At 72.1% G+C, this 20,674-nt stretch carries 23 protein-coding genes and 4 pseudogenes; 17 read left to right on the top strand and 10 right to left on the bottom strand.

The genetic code is table 11. The annotated features are described in order from the left end of the window. The first annotated feature begins 64 nt into the window (after window positions 1–64). Window positions 65–1,015: an oxidoreductase gene (locus AC068A_RS08245; RefSeq protein WP_478582403.1), complete on the top strand. Its 951-nt coding sequence runs from the start codon at window positions 65–67 to the stop codon at window positions 1,013–1,015. A 36-nt stretch (window positions 1,016–1,051) separates the two neighbouring features. Here the strand turns inward: AC068A_RS08245 and AC068A_RS08240 are convergent, their stop codons facing one another. Then, the gene (locus AC068A_RS08240; RefSeq protein WP_478582400.1) at window positions 1,052–1,723 is read right to left on the bottom strand and encodes a DUF1326 domain-containing protein; all 672 of its coding nucleotides are present in this window, start codon (window positions 1,721–1,723) and stop codon (window positions 1,052–1,054) included. Between the two features lie 193 nt (window positions 1,724–1,916). On the opposite strand from AC068A_RS08240, the gene AC068A_RS08235 reads away from it, so the two are divergent. After that, window positions 1,917–2,783 carry a DUF2182 domain-containing protein gene (locus AC068A_RS08235; RefSeq protein ID WP_478582397.1) on the top strand — a complete coding sequence of 289 codons (867 nt, stop codon included), beginning with the start codon at window positions 1,917–1,919 and terminating at the stop codon, window positions 2,781–2,783. 291 nt (window positions 2,784–3,074) lie between these two features. Here the strand turns inward: AC068A_RS08235 and AC068A_RS08230 are convergent, their stop codons facing one another. Then, complete coding sequence (locus tag AC068A_RS08230) at window positions 3,075–4,094, bottom strand: trypsin-like serine peptidase (protein ID WP_478582394.1); 1,020 nt, start codon at window positions 4,092–4,094, stop codon at window positions 3,075–3,077. A 503-nt stretch (window positions 4,095–4,597) separates the two neighbouring features. Between AC068A_RS08230 and AC068A_RS08225 the strand changes: the two genes are divergently transcribed. The 4 genes from AC068A_RS08225 (at window position 4,598) to AC068A_RS08210 (ending at window position 7,618) form a co-directional block, all read left to right on the top strand. Further along, window positions 4,598–5,266, top strand: coding sequence for an O-methyltransferase (locus tag AC068A_RS08225; RefSeq protein ID WP_478582391.1), 669 nt, complete (start codon window positions 4,598–4,600; stop codon window positions 5,264–5,266). A gap of 68 nt (window positions 5,267–5,334) precedes the next feature. Beyond that, the gene (locus tag AC068A_RS08220) at window positions 5,335–6,102 is read left to right on the top strand and encodes a tyrosine-protein phosphatase (protein ID WP_478582388.1); all 768 of its coding nucleotides are present in this window, start codon (window positions 5,335–5,337) and stop codon (window positions 6,100–6,102) included. Window positions 6,103–6,160: 58 nt separating this feature from the next. Further along, entirely contained in the window at window positions 6,161–6,286 is a 126-nt protein-coding gene (locus tag AC068A_RS08215) for a hypothetical protein (RefSeq protein WP_478582385.1), read from the top strand. 66 nt (window positions 6,287–6,352) lie between these two features. After that, window positions 6,353–7,618, top strand: a complete 1,266-nt coding sequence (locus tag AC068A_RS08210) for an NAD(P)/FAD-dependent oxidoreductase (RefSeq protein ID WP_478582382.1) — start codon at window positions 6,353–6,355, stop codon at window positions 7,616–7,618. 76 nt (window positions 7,619–7,694) lie between these two features. On the opposite strand, the gene AC068A_RS08205 is transcribed toward AC068A_RS08210, so the two are convergent. Continuing rightward, a complete protein-coding gene (locus tag AC068A_RS08205; protein WP_478582379.1) occupies window positions 7,695–8,372 on the bottom strand; it encodes an ArsR/SmtB family transcription factor in 678 nt (225 codons plus the stop codon). Window positions 8,373–8,458: 86 nt separating this feature from the next. Here AC068A_RS08205 and AC068A_RS08200 point away from each other — a divergent pair, with 86 nt between their 5' ends. Together AC068A_RS08200 and AC068A_RS08195 are read left to right on the top strand one after the other, a co-directional pair. Next, window positions 8,459–8,839 carry an MBL fold metallo-hydrolase gene (locus AC068A_RS08200; RefSeq protein WP_478582377.1) on the top strand — a complete coding sequence of 127 codons (381 nt, stop codon included), beginning with the start codon at window positions 8,459–8,461 and terminating at the stop codon, window positions 8,837–8,839. Beyond that, window positions 8,836–10,116, top strand: coding sequence for an MFS transporter (locus tag AC068A_RS08195; protein WP_478582374.1), 1,281 nt, complete (start codon window positions 8,836–8,838; stop codon window positions 10,114–10,116). Before AC068A_RS08200 ends, AC068A_RS08195 begins: the two co-directional genes overlap by 4 nt. A 175-nt stretch (window positions 10,117–10,291) precedes the next feature. Here AC068A_RS08195 and AC068A_RS08190 read toward each other — a convergent pair whose 3' ends face one another. Genes AC068A_RS08190 through AC068A_RS08180 form a run of 3 tightly spaced genes read right to left on the bottom strand, consistent with a single transcriptional unit; the run spans window position 10,292 to window position 11,324 of the window. Beyond that, entirely contained in the window at window positions 10,292–10,945 is a 654-nt protein-coding gene (locus AC068A_RS08190) for a methyltransferase domain-containing protein (RefSeq protein WP_478582371.1), read from the bottom strand. After that, the gene (locus AC068A_RS08185) at window positions 10,942–11,172 is read right to left on the bottom strand and encodes a CATRA system-associated protein (protein WP_478582368.1); all 231 of its coding nucleotides are present in this window, start codon (window positions 11,170–11,172) and stop codon (window positions 10,942–10,944) included. The genes AC068A_RS08190 and AC068A_RS08185 overlap by 4 nt, the downstream gene beginning before the upstream one ends. Further along, window positions 11,169–11,324: a hypothetical protein gene (locus AC068A_RS08180; RefSeq protein WP_478582365.1), complete on the bottom strand. Its 156-nt coding sequence runs from the start codon at window positions 11,322–11,324 to the stop codon at window positions 11,169–11,171. The genes AC068A_RS08185 and AC068A_RS08180 overlap by 4 nt, the downstream gene beginning before the upstream one ends. Window positions 11,325–11,412: 88 nt before the next feature. Between AC068A_RS08180 and AC068A_RS08175 the strand changes: the two are divergent. The 6 genes and pseudogenes from AC068A_RS08175 to AC068A_RS08150 form a co-directional block, all read left to right on the top strand. Then, window positions 11,413–11,850, top strand: a pseudogene (locus tag AC068A_RS08175) (methyltransferase domain-containing protein); the annotation flags it as partial. Between the two features lie 112 nt (window positions 11,851–11,962). Further along, window positions 11,963–12,181: a hypothetical protein gene (locus tag AC068A_RS08170; protein WP_478582815.1), complete on the top strand. Its 219-nt coding sequence runs from the start codon at window positions 11,963–11,965 to the stop codon at window positions 12,179–12,181. Between the two features lie 75 nt (window positions 12,182–12,256). Beyond that, window positions 12,257–12,472 (top strand): annotated as a pseudogene (locus AC068A_RS08165) (RNase A-like domain-containing protein); the annotation flags it as partial. Window positions 12,473–12,501: 29 nt separating this feature from the next. Then, complete coding sequence (locus AC068A_RS08160) at window positions 12,502–13,059, top strand: hypothetical protein (RefSeq protein WP_478582363.1); 558 nt, start codon at window positions 12,502–12,504, stop codon at window positions 13,057–13,059. A gap of 9 nt (window positions 13,060–13,068) precedes the next feature. Continuing rightward, window positions 13,069–13,368: an RNase A-like domain-containing protein gene (locus tag AC068A_RS08155; RefSeq protein ID WP_478582360.1), complete on the top strand. Its 300-nt coding sequence runs from the start codon at window positions 13,069–13,071 to the stop codon at window positions 13,366–13,368. Window positions 13,369–13,378: 10 nt separating this feature from the next. Then, window positions 13,379–14,061, top strand: a pseudogene (locus AC068A_RS08150) (contact-dependent growth inhibition system immunity protein). A gap of 85 nt (window positions 14,062–14,146) precedes the next feature. On the opposite strand, the pseudogene AC068A_RS08145 reads toward AC068A_RS08150, so the two are convergent. Both AC068A_RS08145 and AC068A_RS08140 read right to left on the bottom strand, forming a co-directional pair. Then, window positions 14,147–14,233, bottom strand: a pseudogene (locus tag AC068A_RS08145) (hypothetical protein); the annotation flags it as partial. A gap of 330 nt (window positions 14,234–14,563) precedes the next feature. Continuing rightward, window positions 14,564–15,691 (bottom strand): magnesium and cobalt transport protein CorA, encoded by a 1,128-nt coding sequence (locus AC068A_RS08140; RefSeq protein ID WP_478582358.1) that lies wholly within the window; start codon window positions 15,689–15,691, stop codon window positions 14,564–14,566. 121 nt (window positions 15,692–15,812) lie between these two features. On the opposite strand from AC068A_RS08140, the gene AC068A_RS08135 reads away from it, so the two are divergent. Next, on the top strand, window positions 15,813–16,934 hold the full coding sequence (locus AC068A_RS08135; RefSeq protein WP_478582355.1) for a winged helix DNA-binding domain-containing protein: 1,122 nt from the start codon (window positions 15,813–15,815) through the stop codon (window positions 16,932–16,934). A gap of 45 nt (window positions 16,935–16,979) precedes the next feature. Further along, window positions 16,980–18,707, top strand: coding sequence for an AMP-binding protein (locus AC068A_RS08130; protein ID WP_478582352.1), 1,728 nt, complete (start codon window positions 16,980–16,982; stop codon window positions 18,705–18,707). Between the two features lie 139 nt (window positions 18,708–18,846). Here the strand turns inward: AC068A_RS08130 and AC068A_RS08125 are convergent, their stop codons facing one another. Together AC068A_RS08125 and AC068A_RS08120 are read right to left on the bottom strand one after the other, a co-directional pair. Next, the gene (locus tag AC068A_RS08125; protein WP_478582350.1) at window positions 18,847–19,335 is read right to left on the bottom strand and encodes a glutathione peroxidase; all 489 of its coding nucleotides are present in this window, start codon (window positions 19,333–19,335) and stop codon (window positions 18,847–18,849) included. Window positions 19,336–19,433: 98 nt separating this feature from the next. Next, the gene (locus AC068A_RS08120) at window positions 19,434–19,802 is read right to left on the bottom strand and encodes a hypothetical protein (RefSeq protein WP_478582347.1); all 369 of its coding nucleotides are present in this window, start codon (window positions 19,800–19,802) and stop codon (window positions 19,434–19,436) included. A 187-nt stretch (window positions 19,803–19,989) separates the two neighbouring features. Here AC068A_RS08120 and AC068A_RS08115 point away from each other — a divergent pair, with 187 nt between their 5' ends. Beyond that, entirely contained in the window at window positions 19,990–20,376 is a 387-nt protein-coding gene (locus tag AC068A_RS08115) for a hypothetical protein (RefSeq protein ID WP_478582344.1), read from the top strand. Window positions 20,377–20,674 lie beyond the last annotated feature (298 nt).

The raw sequence follows: 20,674 nt of genomic DNA, 5'->3' as shown, positions 1-20,674 counted from the left end.
CCCCCGCGCAGCGACCGGACTACCCTCGGTAACCCACTGTCGTGAGGGTAGCGAGGGAGCTGACATGCCCGGCTGGAGTGCCCGGAACATCCCCGACCAGAGCGGCCGCACCGCCGTCGTCACCGGCGCCAACAGCGGTATCGGCTACGCGGCCGCCCGGGAGCTCGCACGGCACGGGGCGGAGGTGGTCCTGGCCTGCCGCAGCGCGGCCCGCGGCCATGCCGCCGCAATCCGGCTGCGCACCGAAGTCCCCGGCGCCGAGGTGGAGTTCGCCCGGCTGGACCTGGCCGACCTGGGCTCCGTACGGGAGTTCGCGGACGGCTACGCGCGGCGCCGGCCGGCCCTGGACCTGCTGGTGAACAACGCGGGCGTGATGGCCCTGCCGTACGGGCGGACCGCGGACGGCTTCGAGACCCAGTTCGGGGTCAACCACCTCGGCCACTTCGCCCTGACCGGCCTGCTCCTGCCGCGGCTGCTCGACGCGGCGCCCGGAGCCCGGATCGTGAACGTCTCCAGCGGCTTCCACGCCCTCGGCGACGTCGACCACGACGACCTCAACAGCGAGCACCGCTACCGGCGCTGGACCGCGTACGGCCGCTCCAAGACCGCCAACCTGCTCTTCACCCGCGAACTGGCCCGGCGCCTGGCGGCCGCGGGCTCCACCATCGTCGCCGCGAGCGCCCACCCCGGGTACGCCGCCACCAACCTGCAGGCGGGCGCCGCACGACAGGGCCCGGAGGACGGGGGCGCCCGCCGGGCCCTGGCCCGGCTGATGGAACTCGGCAACGCCGTCATCGCCCAGCCCGCGGCGGCGGGGGCGCTGCCGACGCTGTACGCGGCCACCGCGCCGGGGGTCCGGCCCGACGACTTCTTCGGGCCGCGGCTGGGCTGGCGCGGGGCGCCGGTCCCCTCCTGGCGGGCGAAGTGGACCCTGGACGACGAGTCCGCGCGGCGGCTGTGGACCGCATCCGAGAAGCTCACGTCCGTGGCGTACGAGTCCCTCGCCCGCGGCTGAGCGCGGCGGGCCGTGGCGTGCGCCCGGGCGGCCGCCTCAGGCGGCGTGTTCGACCTCGTCCGGTCCGGCCCAGTCGAACGGGATGTACTTGCTGGACTGCCCGGGCCGGCTCCACTCGAACCCGAAGGCGTCGGCGCGGTTGGCCGTCGCCCGGCCCCAGGTCACGACCTGCCCCGGCCCCGTCTCACAGCCCGGCATGTTCGTCGACTGGACCCGCGCGCCCTCGGGGGTGGTGGGTCCGGTGAGCGCCTCGCCGCGGGCCTCGACCCGGCCCGGGACGGACGCCCACCAGCCGCTGAGGTCCTCGGCGACCTCCATCTCGATGGGGGCGAAGTCCATGCCCCGCATCTCCGCGCCGAGCGTCTCCCCCAGCCGGGCGGGCCACCCGCCGGCCTTGCCGCTGAAGATCATCTGGAGTGCCTCGCGCTGGCCGTCGTCGGCGCGCTCGTCGAAGAAGACCGCGGCGTAGGCGTTGGAGTGCGCGGCCCACAAGTTGCCGACGAAGGAGCCGAGCATCAGCACGTTGAGGCCGTCCAGGGACGTGTCCCCGTACCGCCCCTCACGGATGTGCCAGGCCAGGACGCCGTCGCAGGCGCCGTACGTCGGCAGCTGCGCGAACGTGCAGGGACAGGGCACATGGCACCTGCACGTGTCGAACCAGTCGCCCACCGCGTGCCACTTCGGGACCGTCACCGTTTCCGCGGACATCTCGCCGCCTCCTCGTGCCTCCTCGCCGCCCCTGAGCACAGGTCTACAAGTCCCCACCTCAAATTCTCCCCCTCCGCCCGGCGGCGGGCCATACGGCCGCCCGCGCCGCACGTCACCGGAGGCGGGCCGCGGGAGCCGGGCAGGACGAGCCCCGCACCGCGCGCCGGGACGACGCCTGTGCTGTGCTGGAAGCGTGCGCCGCCTCGACCGCAGAGCCCTCTCGCCACCGCTGAGGCCGGCGAACCTCCTGCCTGCGCGGGAGCTCGCCGTCGCCTGGTCCCTGATGGTCGTGCTCGCGCTGCTCGCCTGGGTCCTGGTGCTGGGCCAGACCCGGGGCATGGGGGTCGAGCCGGGCACCATGGGCATGGGTCTGCCGCTGTTCCTGCTGCTGTGGGTGATCATGATGATCGCCATGATGTTCCCGTCCGTGGCGCCCGTGGCGGTCACCTGGGCCCGGTCCATCGGCCGCGGGTCGGCGGGCGCGGCCCGCGCGGCGCGGCTGACCGAGTTCGTCGGCGGCTACCTGCTGGCCTGGACGGCGTTCGGGCTGCTCACGTACGGGATCCTCGTGCTGACCGGCAGCGCGGTGGAGGAGCATCCCGACACCGGTCGCTGGATCGGCGCCGGGGCGTTCCTGCTGGCCGGGCTGCAGCAGATCGGCCCGCTGAAGGACGTCTGCCTGCGGCACTGCCGCAGCCCCATGGCCCACCTCGTCCGGTACGCGGGCTTCCGCACCCGGGCCCGTGACCTGCGGGTCGGGCTCCACCACGGCCTGTACTGCGTCGGCTGCTGCTGGGGCCTGATGATCGTCCTGATCCCGCTGGGCGTCATGAACGTCCTGGCGATGGCCGCCCTCGCCGTGGTGATCTTCGTGGAGAAGCTGTGGCGGCTCGGCCCGGTGTTCTCCCTCGCGGTCGGCGCCGCCTTCCTGGCCCTCGCCGCACTGGCCCCGTTCCACCCCTGGCTCCTGCCGGGCCTGGAGACCCCGCCGGAGCCGATGCCGGAGCACATGGACATGCTGGGGGCGGGGCAGCGGCTCGGCGCCGGTGCGGTGCCGTGAGCTGCGCGGCCGCGCCGTGAGCCGTCCGCGAGTCCGACCGCCCCCGGGTTGCGCCGAGGCGCCCCCGGCGGGGACCGGGGCGGGGCGGGCCGGGCGGGGACACTCGGTGCCATGGACGACGACGATGCGGACAACCACCCAGCAGCCGCCGGCCATGCGTCATCCAAGGCGGTGCCGCGAGGCGCCGGCCTCGCCGGTCCCGGCGGACCGGACCGCCGACGGGTGAAGGGACAGGCGGGCAGGGGCGGACGGCGGTGCCGGGTCGCGGCGTGGGGGCCGCGGGCGGGAGGGTCAGTGGGGGGCCGGGGCCGGCGCCTGGGCCGGGGGTGGCGCGGCCTGTCGGCGGCCCGGGTTCGCCGGGCCCGTGGTGGCCCGCTCGTACAGCGCGCGGACGCCGTCGCCGAACCGGCTGCTGTACGAGGTCTTCTCGTCCCCGCCTCCGTCCCGGCCGCCGATCACCCCGATCAGGGTGTGCCCGTCGGTCAGCATCGGACCGCCGCTCGTGCCGTTGGGTACGTCCGCGCAATCCAGCCGCAGCTGCGTGGGCCCCTCGGGGCGGGCGGTGTTGAAGCACTCCAGCGGCTGCTCGGCGGTGTTCGGGTAGCCCACGAGCCGTGCCGGTGCGGGCAGTTCGGCATCGAACCGGAGCGTCTCCGCCCCCGTGACGTCCTCCAGCTCCTCGCCCGGCCGCCCCGGCCGCCGCAGCCGCAGGAAGGCCACGTCGTAATCCGGGTCCTGGTCCTCGGTCCAGCGCGGGTCGACGTCGATCCGGGTGGGCACCCACACCCCGTACGGGGCCTGCCCGTCCCGGTAGCCGGGCACGAAGGCGAGGTTGGTGCGGAAGCCGAGGGCGGCCCGGTACACGCAGTGTGCGGCGGTGGCGACCAGGTCGCCGGCCGGGGAGTGGACCACGACGCCCGAGCAGTGGTGGTCGGGGTCCCCGTCGTTGCCGGGGGAGAACAGCGCCCCGACCGTGGGCTCGCCGACGGCGGGCCGCGCCACCAGCGGGTCGGAGGGCCGCCAGCCGCCGGACCGCCAGTTCGTGGCGCGTCGCGGGGCGGCCTGCCGCGCCCGCAGCCCTGGATCGGCCTCGGTCTCCCGTACGATCCCGTCCAGGACGGCCGAGGCCGTGCGGTCGGCGGTCTCCGGGTCCTGGAGGTATGTTCCGCGGCCCCGGTCGCCCGCCGCCGAGTTCGCCACGATGCCGCGCAGCTGCCACGCGTACGCGGCGACGCCCGCCAGCACCGCGCAGCACGCGACGATGAGCAGCCGGCGGCCGATACCCCGCCGACTGCGCCCTGTGGTGCTCATGTGACTGTGACTCCTGCCCGGCTACCTGCCCCGATTCCCGATTCCGCCTCCTGTTCGACGGGGGCGGCCGCAGCGGGAGTTCCGCATCGGCGTGTGGCCGTCCTCACAACCGCCCGGCCGGCCCTCGGCCGGCTCCCGGCCAACTCCCCTTCGGGCTGCCGTACCCGGGCGGCCCGGCGGTCGACCGGGCCGCCCGTGGCGGGAACCTGAGGGCGGTGGCGTTCCCGCGTCCGCCGACCGGCGGCGCGGGGCCGGCGCAGGCAGGACCCGTACCCACACCCGGCCGCGGACCCGTACGCCCACCCGGCCGCGGACGGAGGCCGTCGCCGACGTGCCGACCCGCAAGGCGGTCCCGTCGGCGCCGCGCCCCTGCGGTACGCGTCTCTCCACCCGCTACCGGGCGGCCGAACGACAGGCTCCACCGTTTCCGCAGCCGAACGCGGTCGTTGACCACCCCGGACGGCGGCGCGGGGCCCCGTCCTCCCGCGAAGGGGGCGCAGGACATGGACAGGACCGCCGGTACGGCCAAGTCGGTGCCGATCACCCCGGAGGTGTACGCGTACCTGCTCGCCCAGACCGACCCGCCGACGCCCGTCCAGCAGCAGCTGGCCGCCCGCACGCGCGAGCTCGGCGACGTGGCCGTCATGCAGGTCCCGCACGAGCAGGCGTGCCTCCTCACCCTCCTCGCCCGGATCACCGGCGCCCGCCGCATCGTCGAGGTCGGCACCTTCACCGGCTACTCCACCCTCGCCCTCGCCGAGGGCCTGGCCCCCGGCGGGCGCGTGGTGACCTGCGACATCTCGGAGGAGTGGACGGCGATCGCCCGGGAGGCCTGGCAGGCGGCCGGCGTCGCCGACCGCATCGACCTGCGGCTCGCGCCGGCCGCCGACACGCTCGGCGCCCTGCCGTACGAGGCGGAGATCGACCTGGCCTTCCTGGACGCCGACAAGGGCGGCTACCGCACCTACTGGGACGAGCTCGTGCCCCGGATGCGGCCGGGCGGGCTGCTCCTCGCCGACAACGTCCTCTACGGCGGCGACGCGGCCCGCCCCGATGCCACCGGAAACGCCCTGGCGATCCGGGAGTTCAACGCGCACGTGCGCGCCGACGCCCGGGTCGAGTCCGTCCTCCTGCCCATCGCGGACGGCCTCACCCTCGCCCGCAAACGCTGAACCGGGCCGACTGGCCGGCCACAAGGCATCCTTGGTCGCAACAGCAACAACCGCCCAAGGAGCCCCAGTTGACCGAACAATTGCCGCACTCGCCGGAACACCGCCGCCACATCACCTTCGACCGCCTGCACAACTTCCGCGATCTGGGCGGCTACCGCGGCGCCGACGGCCGTACAGTCGCTTGGGGCGCGCTCTACCGCGCCGACTCGCTGGGCAAGCTCGGGGGTGAGGAGGCGGGCCCCGACTGGGACCGCTTCCTCACCCTGGGCATACGTACGGTCATCGACCTGCGCTACCCGTGGGAGATCGAGGCCAAGGGCCGGATCCCCGAGCCCGGCCGCTTCACGTACGCCAACCTCAGCATCGAGCACCGGCCGTACGACCAGGCCGCCATCGACCCCGCCGTCGACCCCTGGCGATACCTGGCCGACCGGTTCGCGGAGGTCGCGGAGGACGGGGTCGAGGAGATCCGGCAGGTGATCGAGCTGATCGCCACCGGGCCGGGGCCGGCGGTGTTCCACTGCACCTCGGGCAAGGACCGCACCGGTCTCATCGCCGCCCTCGTCCTGACCCTCCTCGGGGTGTCCGAGGAGGACATCCTGGCCGACTTCGCCCTGACCGAGCTGGCCACCGAGCGGCTCCTGGCCGACTGGCGCGCCGCCAACCCGGACCGCACCATGCGCTGGCCGTCGTACGGGCGTGCACCCGCGGTCGTCCTGTCCCTGGTCCTCGCCGACCTGTCGGCGCGGTACGGCTCGACGGCCGGCTACCTCGCCGACCGCGTGGGCATCACACCCTCGACCCGGAACCACCTGAAGTCCCGCTATCTGACCTGACGGCGAGCCAATCCTCCTTATTTCATTGCCAGTTGAGCCTGAGATCACAACAATGCGCATGGCAATCGACAGTCGGCCTCTCGTCGGCGCCGCGCTGTCGCTGCTCCTGTTGGGGGCGGCGGCAGCCCCGGCCACGGTCTCCGCACACCGGGACCGCACGGACACGGCCGTCGCCGTGCCCTGACGGGCCGGGCCCGCCCCGGAGATGCGGGGCAGAACGCCACCACACCCCGAAGGGAGCGACCAGCACATGACCAGGCCTGAGAGTGCGGGCTACGACTACGACGTCGTCATCAGCGGAGCCGGCCTCGCCGGCAGCGCCGCGGCGATCCTGCTCGCTCGACGCGGTGTCCGCGTCGCGCTGCTGGAACGCCGCTCGGACCCCGAGGCGTACAAAGTGCTGTGCACCCACTCCCTCACGGCCAACGCCTACCCGGTGCTGGACGAACTCGGCCTCGTCCCCGCTCTCGAGAAGGCGGGAGCCGTCCGCAACGAGGCCCGCTGGTACACCCGCTGGGGATGGATCGAGCCGAGGGCCGCGCCGACGGGCCCCGGGCTGCCGTACGCGTACAACATTCGGCGCAGCACCCTCGACCCGTTGATCAGGTCCCGTGCGGCGCAGACCCCTGGCGTCGATCTGCTCCTCGGCCGTCATGTGACCGGGCTGGTCCGGGAAGCCGGGCGAACCTCGGGGGTGCGCGCGTCGACCCCGCAGGGTGAGCACGAGATCCGGGCCCGCCTGGTGGTCGGCGCCGATGGCAAGGACTCGGCCGTGGCGAAGTGCGCCGGGGTTCCTGCCCGGCTGTACGAGAACGCGCGGTTCAGCTATCTCGCCCACTTCCGCAACCTTCCGCTGCACGGCGGGATCGGTCACACCTGGTTCCTCGAGCCCGACATGGCGTACGCGCTTCCGAACGACGACGGGGTGACGGTCATCGCGGTGCTCCCGGACAAGAAGCGGCTGCCGGCTTTTCGGGAGGACCTGGAGGGCAGCTTCCTCGAGTTCGTACGCGCCCTCCCCGAGGCGCCGCCCATCGACTCCGCCGAACGCATCACGAAGATCATCGGCATGGTCAACTACCCGCTGATCAGCCGCGAGCCGACCGCACCGGGCGTCGCGCTCATCGGCGACGCCGCCCTGACCTGCGATCCCCTGTGGGGAGTGGGATGCGGGTGGGCCCTGGAGTCCGCGCAGTGGCTGGCCGAGGCAGTCGCCTCGGCCGCAACCGGTCGGGGCGACCTCGACAGCCCGCTTGCGGCGTACGCACGCAGACACCGGCGCCGGCTGCGAGGCCACCAGTACCTGGCCGCCGACTTCGCCAAGGCCCGCCCGTTCAATCCCTTGGAGCGGCTGATGTTCTCGGCGGCAGCGCGCGATGAGTCGGTGGCCCGGCACATGCATCTTTTCGCATCCCGCCTGATCGGTCCGCTGCGATTTTTGAACCCCGTGGCGCTGGCCAAGGCTTCGGCCGTCAATGTCAGGCACCGCGGGGCGGCTGCGCCAACCGCACGTTGAGCTGCGCCGCTGTGCGGTGCGGAAGGCCGCTCAGGCGCGGCCCGAGTACGGCTCGATACGGTCCGGCGTGGGAAGTTCACCCCCTCTCCCCGGCGTGTACGGGCAGGTCGGCCAGGCGCCATTCGAGCATGCCGTCGTTGAGCCGGATCGCCCGGCGTCCGTGCTCGGCCAGCAGTCGTGCGGCGTCGTAGGCGAGTGCGCAGTACTCGCCGCGGCAGTAGACGACGACCTCGGTCTCCTCGGGCAGCTCGCCGATCCGGTCGGACAGGTCGGCGACGGGGATGCAGATCGCGCCGGGGATGTGTCCGGCCAGGTACTCCTCCTCCGGTCGTACGTCGAGCACCACCACGTTGCCGGCGGCGACCCGGTCCAGCAGCTCTTCATGGCCGACCTCGGCGGCTCCGTCCTCACCCAGATAGGCGTCCCGGGCCGCGGGGACGGCGGTCTGGTGGCGGTCGGCGACCTTGCGCAGCAGCGCGAACAGCCGGGCGACGTCGTCACCGGCGAGCCGGTAGTGGATCCGGACGCCCTCGCGGCGGGTGGAGACGAAACCGGCCTGCTTGAGCGTCTGCAGATGGGCGGACGCGGTCGTCAGGTTCAGCCCGGCGGCCTTCGCGAGCGCATCCACCGTGCGCTCGCCCTGGGCGAGCAGATCGAGCAGCTCCAGCCGCTTTCCGCTGGCCAGCGCCTTGCCGCTGGCCGCGAACGCGTCGTACAGGGCAGCCTTGGCGCCGCTCGTGGTGGCATCCCGCATTGCTTCCTCCAAATATCTATGGATTACTGTAACTGGCGCCCGGAAATCCGGCTCCCGCCTGTCGCACCCCTTGGAGGGACAGCACGATGGGTTTCGCCGACGATCACCTGATCCCGCTGGCCGACACGGGACTGGGCAACAGCGCCTACGTCGTCGACCTCGGCGACGGCCGGGCCATGGCCGTCGACGCCGGCCGTGACCTGCGCAGCCTGCACGCCGCCACGCGGCGGCGCGGCCTGACCGTGGCGTACGCGGCCGACACCCACCTGCACGCCGACTTCCTGTCCGGCGCCGTCCAGCTCGGCCACGACCACGGGGCGACCGTGCTGGCTTCCGCCGCCGGTCACCGCGCCTTCGACCACCAGGGCCTCGCCGACGGCGACGAGGTCGACCTCGGCGGGCTGACCCTGCGGGCGCTGGCCACGCCGGGACACACCGACGAGCACCTTCCCTTCCTGCGCTCGTGAGGACCACCCCCGCATCCACCGCGGCGGACGGCGCATCCGGCGGACCGCCCGTACGTCTGGGCCTGCGGGAGAACCGGCTCCAGTTCACCCTGCTGGTGATCGTCAACGTCTGCGTGGGTGGCCTGGTGGGCCTGGAACGCACCACCGTGCCGCTCATCGGCTCCGAGACATTCGGCCTGACCAGCGACCTGGCGGTCTTCTCGTTCATCATCGCCTTCGGCGTCACCAAGGCACTCACCAACCTCGCCGCCGGCGCGCTCACCGCCCGCTTCCGCCGCAAGCAGCTCCTCGTCGCCGGCTGGCTCGTCGGCATACCGGTCCCCTTCGCGCTCGCGTGGGCGCCGTCCTGGGGGTGGATCGTCGCGGCCAACGTGCTGCTCGGCCTCAACCAGGGCCTCACCTGGTCGATGACCGTCAACATGAAGATCGACCTCGTCGGCCCCGCGCGCCGCGGCCTGGCCACCGGACTCAACGAGGCCGCCGGCTACACCGCGGTCGGCGTCACCGCCCTCCTCACCGGCTACCTCGCCACCACCTACGGCCTGCGCCCCGTCCCCGAGCTCATCGGAGTCGTCTTCGTCGTCGCCGGCCTCGCCCTGGCCCTCGTCGTACGGGACACCGCTGCCCACGTCGCCCTCGAACTCGCCCAGCATCCCGAGCCGCTGCCCACCGGTGAGGACACCGGCCTGAGGACGATCTTCGCCCGCACCTCCTGGCGCGACCGCTCATTGCGCGGTGCCAGCCAGGCCGGTCTGATCAACAACCTCAACGACGGACTGGCCTGGGGTGTCTTCCCGCTCCTGTTCACCGACCACGGCCTGGGCCTCGCCGCCGTCGGCCTGATCAAGGGCCTGTACCCCATCCTCTGGGGCGTCGGGCAAATCCCGACCGGCCACCTCGCCGACCGCATCGGCCGCAAACCCCTGATCGTGACCGGGATGCTCGTCCAGGCCACCGGATTCGTCCTGGTCCTGGCGCTCCTGGACCGGCCGCTGCTCGCAGGCGTCCTCTCCGCGGTCGCCCTCGGCATCGGCACGGCCATGGTCTATCCGGCCCTCATCGCCTCGGTCTCCGACCACGCCCACCCCGCCTGGCGCGCCAATGCCCTGGGCACCTACCGGTTCTGGCGCGACATCGGCTACGCCGCTGGAGCCCTCGTCGCCGGCGTCCTCGCCGACACCCTCGGCCTCAACGCCACCGTCATCGCCGCCGCCGCCCTCACCGCTGCCTCCGGCCTCCTCGCCGCCCACTGGATCACCGAACAGGCGAGGGCATGACGACTGCGACTGCCGGGTGTGACGGCGCGCGGGTCAGGGTTCCGGCTCTGCCGCGGGCCGGGTGGCCCTGACGACGATGGAGACGGCCACGCTCCCTCATGAGGCGGATCACGGCCGGGGTGAACAGAGGATAGAGGGCGCAGTCGTCGACGCTCATCGCCTCTCGGTGCACCACCTAGACCTGCTGGAAGCCGGCCTTCTCCAGTTTCCGTACGAAAGCGTCCTCCGCGAGTGCGCCGGCGACGCAGCCCGCCCAGGCGGCCGGCTGCGTGAGGATCTCCGGTGGGAGGTCGTCCTGCCCGACGGTCAGGTCCGACACGCACAGCCGTCCGCCCGGTCGCAGTACGCGGGCGCATTCGGCCATCACCCGGGCCTTCCTCGGGGAGAGGTTGACGACGCCGTTGGAGATGATCAGGTCGACCGCGGCGTCGGGCAGGGGAATGTCTTCCATTTCGCCCTCCAGCAGGTCGACGTTGGCGAGACCGGCCTCGGACACCGCGTTCGCGGTGCGCGCGAGCATCTCGGGGAGGAAGTCGAGCGCGATCACCCGGCCGGAGGGGCCGGTGCGGCGGGCGGCGAGGATCGTGTCGATGCCGCCGCCGCACCCGATGTCGAGGATGCGCTCGCCGGGCCGGACCTCGGCGAAGCGGAGATGATTGGCCACGCCGAGCGAGCGGTCGACAGCGGACCGCGGCACCTCTGCCAGCTCCTCGGCGCTGTACAGCCGGCGGGCCACGACGGCAGTGGTCGCGGGAACGTTCCGGTACGCGGCGCGGACCAGCTCCTTCACCTCGGCACCGTGCATCAGGTCCCTCGTCTCCCTCGTCATGGCTCCAACTCCTCGAGGGTTCGGTTCAGGCGCCGCAGGACGTCATCAGGGATCTCCTCGCGGCCGGGCGCGGCCAGGAACCGCCGGAGTTCCCCGGCGAACTCCAGCTCCCCGCAGCAGCGTCGGCAGCCGGCCAGGTGCTCCTCCAGCGCGGCCCGGTCCGCCGCGCCGAGCGCGGCGTCGAGGTACTCCCAGAGCCGCTTGGTGGCCTCGGCACAGGTGATCAATGCGATGCACCCTCCTTCAGCAGCCCGTTGTCCTCCGCGTAGTCCCACAACTGCTTCTCGAACAGCTTGCGTCCGCGGTGCAGGCGGGCCAGCACGGTCCCGAGCGGCGCGTCCAGCATGGCCGCGACCTCCCGGGCGAGAAATCCCTCCACTCCCTATTTCTCCTGCGGGCAATAATGCGGGCCCACGCGTCGTCCTCCTCATCGAAGGCACTGGCTCTCCCGGAGGAAGGCGAAGGCCATGACCGCGGTGAACACCCTGGAGCTGGACGCGAAGGTCCAGGCCCTGTACCGCCTGGTGGCCCAGGAGCCACGCGGCTCCTACCACTTCGAGACGGGCCGTGCGCTGGCCCGTCGCCTGGGCTATCCCGCCGATCTGCTCGACCGGGTCCCGGCGGGAGCCGTCGATTCCTTCGCCGGGGTCGGTTACTTCCTCGACCTGGCCGGGCTCGGCGAGGGCGAGCACGTCATCGACCTGGGCAGCGGTTCGGGAACGGACTCGTTCTGCGCCGCCCGGCAGGTCGCAGGCTCAGGACGGGTCGTGGGCGTCGACTTCACGCCCGCACAGCTGGACAAGGCCCGGAGGCTCGCCGAGGCCGGCGGCTTCGATCGTGTCGAGTTCCGCGAGGGCCGCATCGAGTCGCTGCCGGCAGAAGGCGCGAGCTTCGACTGTGTGATCTCCAACGGCGTCATCAACCTCTCGGCCGACAAGGAGCGGGTCTTCGCGGAAGCCGCACGTCCTGCGTCCCGGGGGCCGACTGGCACTCGCCGACATCGTCACGGAACAGCCGTTGGCCCGGTCCATCGTCTGCGACGCCGGTCTGTGGGCGTTGTGCATCGGCGGCGCCGCCCACGAGGCCACCTACCGGCAGGCCATCGGGGCCGCCGGACTGCACATCGAGGAACTCCGCGGCAACGACTACAAGTTCCTCTCCGGACAAGCCCGCCGGGCCGGCGCCCGGTACGGCGTGAAGAGCATCTCCCTGCTCGCGGTCAAGGCGAACCGCTGAGCCCTCGGCCCTTCCCGCGGCCCGCAAGGCCGCAGCGTGCCAGGAGGCGCGTCATGACAACCGAACAATCAGAGGAAGATTGACAATTGGCTCGCGGGTAACCCTGGACCCAACTCGTCACGCTCACTCCTCCTGACGACGAACGACGTCGTGGGAAGGTCGTGGGACCGGGGCGACACCGCCGCGCGTGACGTGACCAATGTATGGGTCGTTCTGAGACCCAACCCGGGGAGCCACCCGCCGTTCGTCGTTCTCACTTCCATGCCCACCGACAAGACCCAGCACCCGTAGTGCGCACTTGGAGAACTGAGGTAAGGCCCGTGACTCAGATTGACGCCACCTCCTGGAGCCGTTCCCTGCGGGCCCTATTCGGGGAGGGCATGTTCGCGGCCGTGGGGGCGCGGCGGCGCGATGACTGGCGTCTGGACGCCCTCGACGTCATGCAGCTGCGGACGGACGATCCGCGTGGCTGGTCGAAGGTTGCCGCGGCGCCGGGAGGGGGCGATTACGGCACCGGCCCGGACAGCCCGTTCAGTGCTGTCACGCCAGGAGACTTCAGCACGGCCTTCCCTGTGTCCAGGAGGGGCGCCGAACAAATCCTGGTCACTCTCCAGGGTGAGTGGTTCCAAACAGAGGACATTCCGGATTTCGATGCGCGAGAGGCCGAGCTGACTTCGCGCGCGAGCACGATCCTGAAGAGATTCGGAGAAGACGCGCTGTTTTTTACCAATGCGGCGACGGCGCGAGAGAATCCCCATGCCGATATGTTCCGTCGCGAGGGTGCCTATGAGGGCTTCACCAGCCACGTAATGGATTGTGGTGTAATCGCTGTCTCCGCCACGGAAGTCGGCATCTTCTGGGGCTTCACCATCGACTGAGGATCTCCCGTGCGTACCCGTTCTGCCACCTATCCCGACCGCGCGACCGCACAGTGGTGTACCCAGCAGGTCGTCACGCGCAACGAGCAGGCCGTACATCGCTGGCTGGCCCAGGGCACGCGACCGAGGCTCACCATCGAGGCCGCTTGGCCGTCCCGTGAGGAGCCCGTCGGGCGCGTGCTGCTGCAGGCGATGATGCTCGCCGGTCGCGAGCCCGTCGATGTGCGGGCCGCGCGGGTGACGCTGAGGCGTGAAGCGTTGAGTCCGCACGGCTTTGTCGTGCACGCCACTTACCCGATCTACCTCTGAAGGTGCCGCAGTGCCCATGAAGCCGCTTGAGTTCGACCGCCGGTACGGCGAACTCAACGTCGTCGTCGCAGCCTTCGTCGGACAGGAACCCGACAGTCCGGAAGCAGGCACAGCGCCCCCGGCACTTCAGGCGTACCTCCGGCACACCTGGCACACCCGGCCCTGGGCGCTCTCCGTCGCCGAACAACAACTCCGGGAATACGCGCGGAATCCGCCGGGCCGCTTGCGGCTGCGCCTCGGCGAGTTCTATTCGGTACCCGACATCGGGCTGTCCGAGTCCCGGACTCAAAGCTGGCTGTCCGAGATGGCCGACCACATCAAGCGCAGCATCGAGTCCGGCGATGTGCCTCCGCCGGTCGCCCCCCAGACCCACTGGGAGTGGCACGCCCGCTTCGGGGAGCTGGGACAGTTCCTCGGCGGTTGGTTCTCGCAGGACATGACATGCCCGACGAGTTCGGCGACCACGATGCGGCGGTCCGCGACTACAGGGCAGCGGTTGATCCCCAGCTGACCGCCCGGCTGGTCGGCGAGATCCACGAACTGCTGGCTCTGGGGCTGGAGGAGCACGACTACGCCGTCGGCGTCGCTGAGCTCGGCATGGAGGTCGAGCCGCCGGCCCCGTTCTCGGTCGAAGCCTGGCTCCGGACGGTGGCGGAGCATCTCGGGGCGGCCAGGCCCGACTACGCGAACTGAACAGTTCCGTCCGGAGGGCTTTCCGGGCGAAGCTCTGCTGCGCGAGTCGGTCGTAGCCCGCCTCGGTGCTGATTGCGCGGAACACGCCGTCCGTGTCGCGGTGGACACCGCTGGGGTGCCAGTGGTCGGTGATCTGGCACAGCGTGGAGCCGAGCCAGTCGATGCATGTCATCGCCGTGAACGTGACGTTCACGGCGGGGGACAGGGCGCGAAAGGGCGGGCCGGTGCCGGCAAGACGACGGTGGGGTGGGAGGTTTCGGCGTTGCTGCGCGCCGCAGCGGTCTCCCATGCGGTCATCGAGGGTGACTTCATTGATCCGATATCGATCCGTCCTCATGACCACATCGACCAGCAAGATCGCGATCTGCAACTGGATTACTAGGCAGACAAGTTTGTGGACGTCCATTCTCCCCAGCCGCTCACCAGGGCACGTCACGCGCTCGATTTTTTTGACGGTACAGATGCAAATCCAATAGGCGGGCGATGCGGTTAGTTGCTTGGTCTAGAGCCAGTCCCGACGTTTGAAGATGAGGTACAAACTGATGCAAACTGCCGCCATAAGGGCAACTGCGAATGGGTATCCGAGCGCCCAGCGCAGCTCTGGCATGGCTGCGAAGTTCATGCCGTAGATGGTTCCCACCAACGTAGGTGCAAAGAGGATGGCGGCCCAGGAGGAGATTTTCTTGATCTCCTCGTTCTGTTCGAAGCCGGCTTCGGCCAGGGCTCGCATTTCGGCGTTCTGCTGCTGGGACACCAGAGTGGCGTTGACCGTCAGGATTTCGGTCAGGGCCTGGCGGAAGCCGTCGACGCGTTCGCTGGTGTGGGTGACGTGGTCGGCCACGTCGCGGAGGTAGCGCTGGAGCTCCTCCTCCGTGCCGTACTTCGCGAAGCCCGCCATCAGGCCGTGGAGCATGGCCACCAGAGGGCGGGTGGCGCGCTGGAACTCGACCATCTCGCGGGAGAGTTCGTAGATGCGGCGGGAGACCTCCGGGTCGCCGCGGAACACCTCGGTCTCGATCTCGTCCATGTCGTTCTGGACGCCCTCGACGACCGGGGCGTAGCCGTCGACCACCGCGTCGAGGATCGCGTACAGGGCGGCCTCCGGGCCGAGGGAGAGGAGCTCGGGGGTCTCCTCCATGCGGCGGCGTACCGCCGAGAGGTCGGGGGCGGCGCCGTGGCGGACCGTGATCAGGAAGTCCGGGCCCACGAAGATGTGGAGTTCGCCGAACTCGACCTCCTCCGGGGCGTCCAGGTAGCGGGCGGCGCGCAGGACGACGAAGAGGGTCTCGCCGTAGCGCTCCAGCTTGGGGCGCTGGTGGGCCTCCAGGGCGTCCTCTACGGCGAGTTCGTGGAGGTTGAACTCGTCGGCGAGGGAGAGGAGTTCGGCCTCGGTGGGGCGGTGCAGGCCGATCCAGGCCATGCGGCCCGGTTGCTCGCGCAGTCGGCGGAAGGTTTCTGCGAGGGTCTCGGGGGAGGCGACGCGCCTGCCGTCGCGGTACACCGCGGAGTCGATCACGCTGAGGTGGTTCTCGGGCGTCCCGGACGGTGGTGTGGCGGGCGGGGGCGCGGGGCGGCGCCACCCCGGTCGCTTCGCCGACGGCGGGGGGCGGCGGTCTGGGCGCTCCGACATCGCAGCTCGGCTCCCGGGAGTGGGTGGATGGACGGAAGGATGGATGGGCGGGCTCGTGGGGTTCGGGTTTCGCATTCTGTTGCGGACAGGAGGTGTCCGCGATGGGGGATAGCTTGCCGTCATGGCCTCCAGGACGACGCACCCCGTACTCGACACCCGTTCACTGAACCGTGCCACGCTCGCCCGCCAGCTACTCCTCAGCCGCGCCGACATGCCCGCGTTGGACGCCGTCGCGCACCTGCTCGGCCTCCAGGCGCAGAACGTGAAGCCGCCGTACTTCCAGCTCCACGCACGGCTCGCCGGATTCCGGCCCGCCGAGCTCGCCGGGCTGATGGAGTCCCGCCAGGTGGTCCGGATGGTCACCATGCGCTCCACCATCCACACCCACACCGCCCGGGACGCGCTCACCCTGCCGCCCCTCGTCCAGGCCCCCCGGGACCGGGAGCTGGGCACCTTCCGCAAGGGCCTCGCCGGGGTGGACCTCGAACGGCTCACCGAGCTCGCCCGAGCGTTCGTCGAGGCCGCGCCGCGCACCATGGGGGAGATCCGCGAGGAGCTGCTGAAGCACTGGCCCGACGCCGCGCCGCAGGCCCTGTCCGTCGCCGCGCGCTGCCGGCTGCCGCTCGTCCAGGTCACGCCGCGCGGGGTGTGGGGGCACAGCGGGCAGGTACGGCTCACCACCGTCGAGCGCTGGCTCGGCGCCGCCCCGCCCGCAGCACGGGCGCCCGAGAAGGGCCTGGACGAGCTCGTGGTGCGCTACCTCCGGGCCTTCGGGCCCGCCTCGGTCAAGGACATGCAGGTCTGGGCCGGGCTCACCCGTCTGCGGGAATCCTTCGAGCGGCTGCGGCCGCAGCTCGCCGCCTTCCGCGACGAGAGCGGCGTGGAGCTGTTCGACCTGCCCGACGCGCCCCGGCCCGAGGCGGACACCCCGGCCCCGCCCCGCTTCCTGCCCGAGTTCGACAACCTCCTGCTGTCCCACGCCGACCGCACCCGGGTGGTTCCCGCCGACCTCAAGGGCCGTACCTGGGCGGGCAATCAGGCGTACTGCACCCTTCTCCTCGACGGGTTCCTCGCCGGCCTGTGGCGGCTGGAGGAGGGCGGCCGGCTCACCGTCGAGCTCTTCGGCAAGGCCACCCGGCCGGAGAAGGACGCCGTCGCCGCCGAAGGGGAACGGATGCTCGCCGGCATGGCCGGGGCCGCGGGCGGGGCGGGTTCCGTCCGCTTCGGGTCAATCCACGGCTGACCCGGCTCTGGTGGGGCGCGCTGCCCTCACGGCACGATGCCCCTCATGACGCACAACACCGTCGAGAATGCAGGGGCGGGGGCCGGGAGCGGCACCGCCGCCGGGTTCCGTGCCGCGCGGGACTTCCTCCTCGCCCACCGCGAGGACTACGAGGGCGCCCGCGCCGGGTTCGGCTGGCCGCGGCCCGAGCGCTTCAACTGGGCCGAGGACTGGTTCGACCACCTCGCCCACGGCGACACCGTGGACACCGGCGCCGTCGACGCCCTCCGCATCTCCGAGGAGGACGGCACCAGCCACAGCCTCTCCTTCCGGGAGCTGTCCGAGCGCTCCTGCTCCGCCGCCAACTGGCTGCGCGAACAGGGGGTCGCGGCCGGCGACCGCGTCCTCGTCATGCTCGGCAACCAGCGCGAACTCTGGGAGGTCATGCTCGGGGCGATGCGGCTGCGCGCCGTCATCATCCCCGCCACCCCGCTGCTCGGCCCGGCCGACCTGCACGACCGCATCGAGCGCGGCCGCGTACGCCACGTCATCGTGCGCGCCGAGGACACCGGCAAGTTCGACGGGGTCCCGGGCAACTACACCAGGATCGCCGCCGGACCGAAGGGGCCCACCGGCTGGCGGCGCCTGGAGGACATGTACCGGGCCGACCCGGTCTTCACCCCGGACGGCGAGACCCTGGCCGGCGACCCGCTGATGCTGTACTTCACCTCCGGGACGACCGCCCGCCCCAAGCTCGTCGAGCACACGCACGCCTCGTACCCGATCGGGCACCTCTCCACCATGTACTGGCTCGGGCTCCAGCCCGGCGACGTGCACCTCAACATCGCCTCGCCCGGCTGGGCCAAGCACGCCTGGTCCAACCTCTTCGCCCCGTGGAACGCCGGCGCCACCGCCTTCGTGTACAACTACACCCGCTTCGACGCGGAGCGGCTGATGGCGGAGATGGACCGGCACGGCGTGACCACCTTCTGCGCCCCGCCCACCGTGTGGCGGATGCTGATCCAGTCCGACCTCGGGAAGCTGCGCAACCCGCCGCGCGAGGCGGTCGCCGCGGGCGAGCCCCTCAACCCCGAGGTCATCGAGAAGGTCCGCGCCGCGTGGGGCGTCACCATCCGCGACGGGTTCGGCCAGACCGAGACCACCCTCCAGATCGGCAACTTCCCCGGGGCGCCGGTGAAGCCCGGCTCGATGGGGCGGCCCGCGCCCGGCTACGAGATCGTCCTCCTCGACCCGGTCACCGGCAAGGTCTCCCCGGACGAGGGCGAGGTCTGCGTGGACCTCGGCCCGCGCCCGGCCGGGGTGATGGCCGGCTACCGCGACGACGAGGAGCGCACCGCCGAGGCGATGGCGGACGGGCTCTACCGCACGGGCGACATCGCCTCCCGCGACGCGGACGGATACCTCACCTACGTCGGGCGCTCCGACGACGTCTTCAAGGCCTCCGACTACAAGATCAGCCCGTTCGAGCTGGAGAGCGCGCTGCTGGAGCACGCGGCCGTGGCGGAGGCCGCCGTCGTACCGGCCCCGGACCCGCTGCGGCTGGCCGTGCCGAAGGCGTACGTCGCGCTCGCCGCCGGCTGGGAGCCCGGTCCGGAGACGGCGCGGGCGCTGTTCGCGCACTCCCGCGCGGTGCTCTCCCCGTACAAGCGGATCCGGCGCATCGAGTTCGCGGAGCTCCCGAAGACCGTCTCCGGCAAGATCCGCCGGGTGGAGCTGCGGGAGCTCACCGCGGCGGGCTCGGGAGCGGAGTATGACGAGGCCGACCTGGGCTGACGCCGCGGTCGGTGCGGCGCCGGGCGGGCTGACCCCACGGTCAGCCCGCCCGGCGTACCTTTCAGCTGCCTCCCCGTGTGCGCCCCGGTGCGTCCGTGCGTCCGTGTGTCCGTGTGTCCGTGCGCGTACGTACGTACGGCTACGCGGGCAGGTGCGCCTCGATCGCCGCGATGACCTCGGCGGACTCGGGCTCGACACGCGGACGGAACCGGGCGACGACCTCGCCGGCGGGGGAGATCAGGAACTTCTCGAAGTTCCACTGGATGTCGCCCGCCTCGCCGTCGGCGTCCGGGGTCTTCACCAGCTCCTGGTACAGCGGGTGCCGGTTCTCACCGTTGACCTCGGACTTCTCCAGCATCGGGAAGGTCACGCCGAAGCCGGCCGCGCAGAACGTCTGGATGTCTTCGGCGGTGCCGGGCTCCTGCTCGCCGAACTGGTTGCAGGGCACGCCGATGACGGTGAAGCCCCGCTCCCCGTACGCGAACTGGAGGCGGGCCAGTCCGGAGTACTGCGGGGTGAGCCCGCACTGCGAGGCGGTGTTCACCAGCAGGATCGCCTTGCCCTTGTGGGCCCCGAGGGTGGTGGGCTCGTCGGACAGGGTGGTCAGCGGGATGTCGTACAGGCTCATCGGGCTCTCCTCGGCAGGGCGGGGCAGGGCGGGGCAGGACGGGTCGCGGCCGGCGGATATCGCGTCCGAGCCTACGTCCTGGCCGGAGGGGGCCGAGGTCAGGCCCCCGCGGCGACGAGTGCGTCCGCGGGGTCGTTGAGCGGCTGGGGCATGCCCGTGAGGTCCATGACGAACAGCGGTATCCGCAGCTCGTCGGCGCGGGAGCGGGCCTCCTGCGTGTACCCGGCGAGCGCGAAGTAGACGCTGGTCGCCGAACTCGTCAGCCCGTGCAGCCAGACGCACTCCACGGCCCGCAGCCCGGCCGGCGCGGTGGTCGGGTCCACCTGGGCGACGAGGCCGGGAGCCCGCAGGTCCACCGCTGCCGAGGGGATCGGCCGGCCGTCGGGCTGGCGGACGTCCCGGAAGCCGAGCCAGCGCAGGTAGAGCGCGGCGGTGGCCACCGCGTCCCGGGCGGTGCGGATGGTCATCGGGCGGAACGGCGGCCGCGGCACCGGCGGAACTCCGTGCCGCTGCGGGCGGTACGGGCCCGCCGGGCCGGCGGGCCGCCGCGGATCGGCGGCGGACGGGGAGCCGGCAGCAAGCGGGGAACCGGGCGCATGCGGAGGGCCGGGCGCAGGCGGAGGGCCGGGCGCGGCCCTGGGGGCCTCGGCCGGGATGTTCGCCGCCGCCCGGAAGTCCGCCGCGGGAACGTCCGCCGACCGGAAGCCCTCGGCCCGGAAGCCGCCGGCCCGCGGATCCGCCGCATCCGGGGCATCCGCGGGCCCCAAGGGCCCTACCCTCCCCACCGGCCCCTCCTGCCCCACCGGCCGCACCTTCTCCACCGGCTCCACGGGGTGCACCGGAACCCGTACCACCGTCCCGCACGAGCCGCAGCCCACCTCGGGCTGCGGCCACTCGCTCACCAGCCCGCAGGTCCCGCACCGCGCCGCCACCCACGAGTCCGACCAGGTCCGGTGCGTCAGGGGCACGGGCGGCGCCGTCAGGTCCAGCGGCAGGGCGGCCGGGGTCCCGCAGGCGCAGGGGAAGACCGGGGCGGCGTAACTGCTCTCGCGCAGGCATACCGGGCAGCGCACCGGCACCGCTTCCGTCATGGACCCCGACCCCCTCCGTCGCTGTGCGTGGATCCATGCTCCACCACCCGCGACCGCCGCCGCGAGGGCGTCGGCGATTTTCCGCCCGGTCGGGGTCCGTTTGTGCAACCCGCCCCCTCGGGGCGGGGCTTTTGGTGGGTTCCGGGGTGCCGCACCGCCTTGACGTGTGAGGAGCCGCCACTTAGCTTGTTTCGCATAACAGAATATGACTTCCGCATTGCGGAAAAAGTCTGACCGCCGGACCGCCA

It is taken from the genome of Streptomyces sp. NPDC043854 (genome assembly GCF_056436005.1).
The sequence above is the reverse complement of the archived record's forward strand: the minus strand, read 5'-3'. Positions and strand labels throughout refer to the sequence as shown.

Bases quoted from the DNA above. Each gene is read 5' to 3' on its own strand.
- AC068A_RS08245 (WP_478582403.1), top strand. From the start codon at position 65: ATGCCCGGCTGGAGTGCCCGGAACATCCCCGACCAGAGCGGCCGCACC.
- AC068A_RS08240 (WP_478582400.1), bottom strand. From the start codon at position 1,723: ATGTCCGCGGAAACGGTGACGGTCCCGAAGTGGCACGCGGTGGGCGAC.
- AC068A_RS08230 (WP_478582394.1), bottom strand. From the start codon at position 4,094: ATGAGCACCACAGGGCGCAGTCGGCGGGGTATCGGCCGCCGGCTGCTC.
- AC068A_RS08225 (WP_478582391.1), top strand. From the start codon at position 4,598: ATGGACAGGACCGCCGGTACGGCCAAGTCGGTGCCGATCACCCCGGAG.
- AC068A_RS08215 (WP_478582385.1), top strand. From the start codon at position 6,161: ATGGCAATCGACAGTCGGCCTCTCGTCGGCGCCGCGCTGTCGCTGCTC.
- AC068A_RS08210 (WP_478582382.1), top strand. From the start codon at position 6,353: ATGACCAGGCCTGAGAGTGCGGGCTACGACTACGACGTCGTCATCAGC.
- AC068A_RS08205 (WP_478582379.1), bottom strand. From the start codon at position 8,372: ATGCGGGATGCCACCACGAGCGGCGCCAAGGCTGCCCTGTACGACGCG.
- AC068A_RS08200 (WP_478582377.1), top strand. From the start codon at position 8,459: ATGGGTTTCGCCGACGATCACCTGATCCCGCTGGCCGACACGGGACTG.
- AC068A_RS08190 (WP_478582371.1), bottom strand. From the start codon at position 10,945: ATGACGAGGGAGACGAGGGACCTGATGCACGGTGCCGAGGTGAAGGAG.
- AC068A_RS08140 (WP_478582358.1), bottom strand. From the start codon at position 15,691: ATGTCGGAGCGCCCAGACCGCCGCCCCCCGCCGTCGGCGAAGCGACCG.
- AC068A_RS08135 (WP_478582355.1), top strand. From the start codon at position 15,813: ATGGCCTCCAGGACGACGCACCCCGTACTCGACACCCGTTCACTGAAC.
- AC068A_RS08130 (WP_478582352.1), top strand. From the start codon at position 16,980: ATGACGCACAACACCGTCGAGAATGCAGGGGCGGGGGCCGGGAGCGGC.
- AC068A_RS08125 (WP_478582350.1), bottom strand. From the start codon at position 19,335: ATGAGCCTGTACGACATCCCGCTGACCACCCTGTCCGACGAGCCCACC.
- AC068A_RS08120 (WP_478582347.1), bottom strand. From the start codon at position 19,802: ATGACCATCCGCACCGCCCGGGACGCGGTGGCCACCGCCGCGCTCTAC.
- AC068A_RS08115 (WP_478582344.1), top strand. From the start codon at position 19,990: ATGTTCGCCGCCGCCCGGAAGTCCGCCGCGGGAACGTCCGCCGACCGG.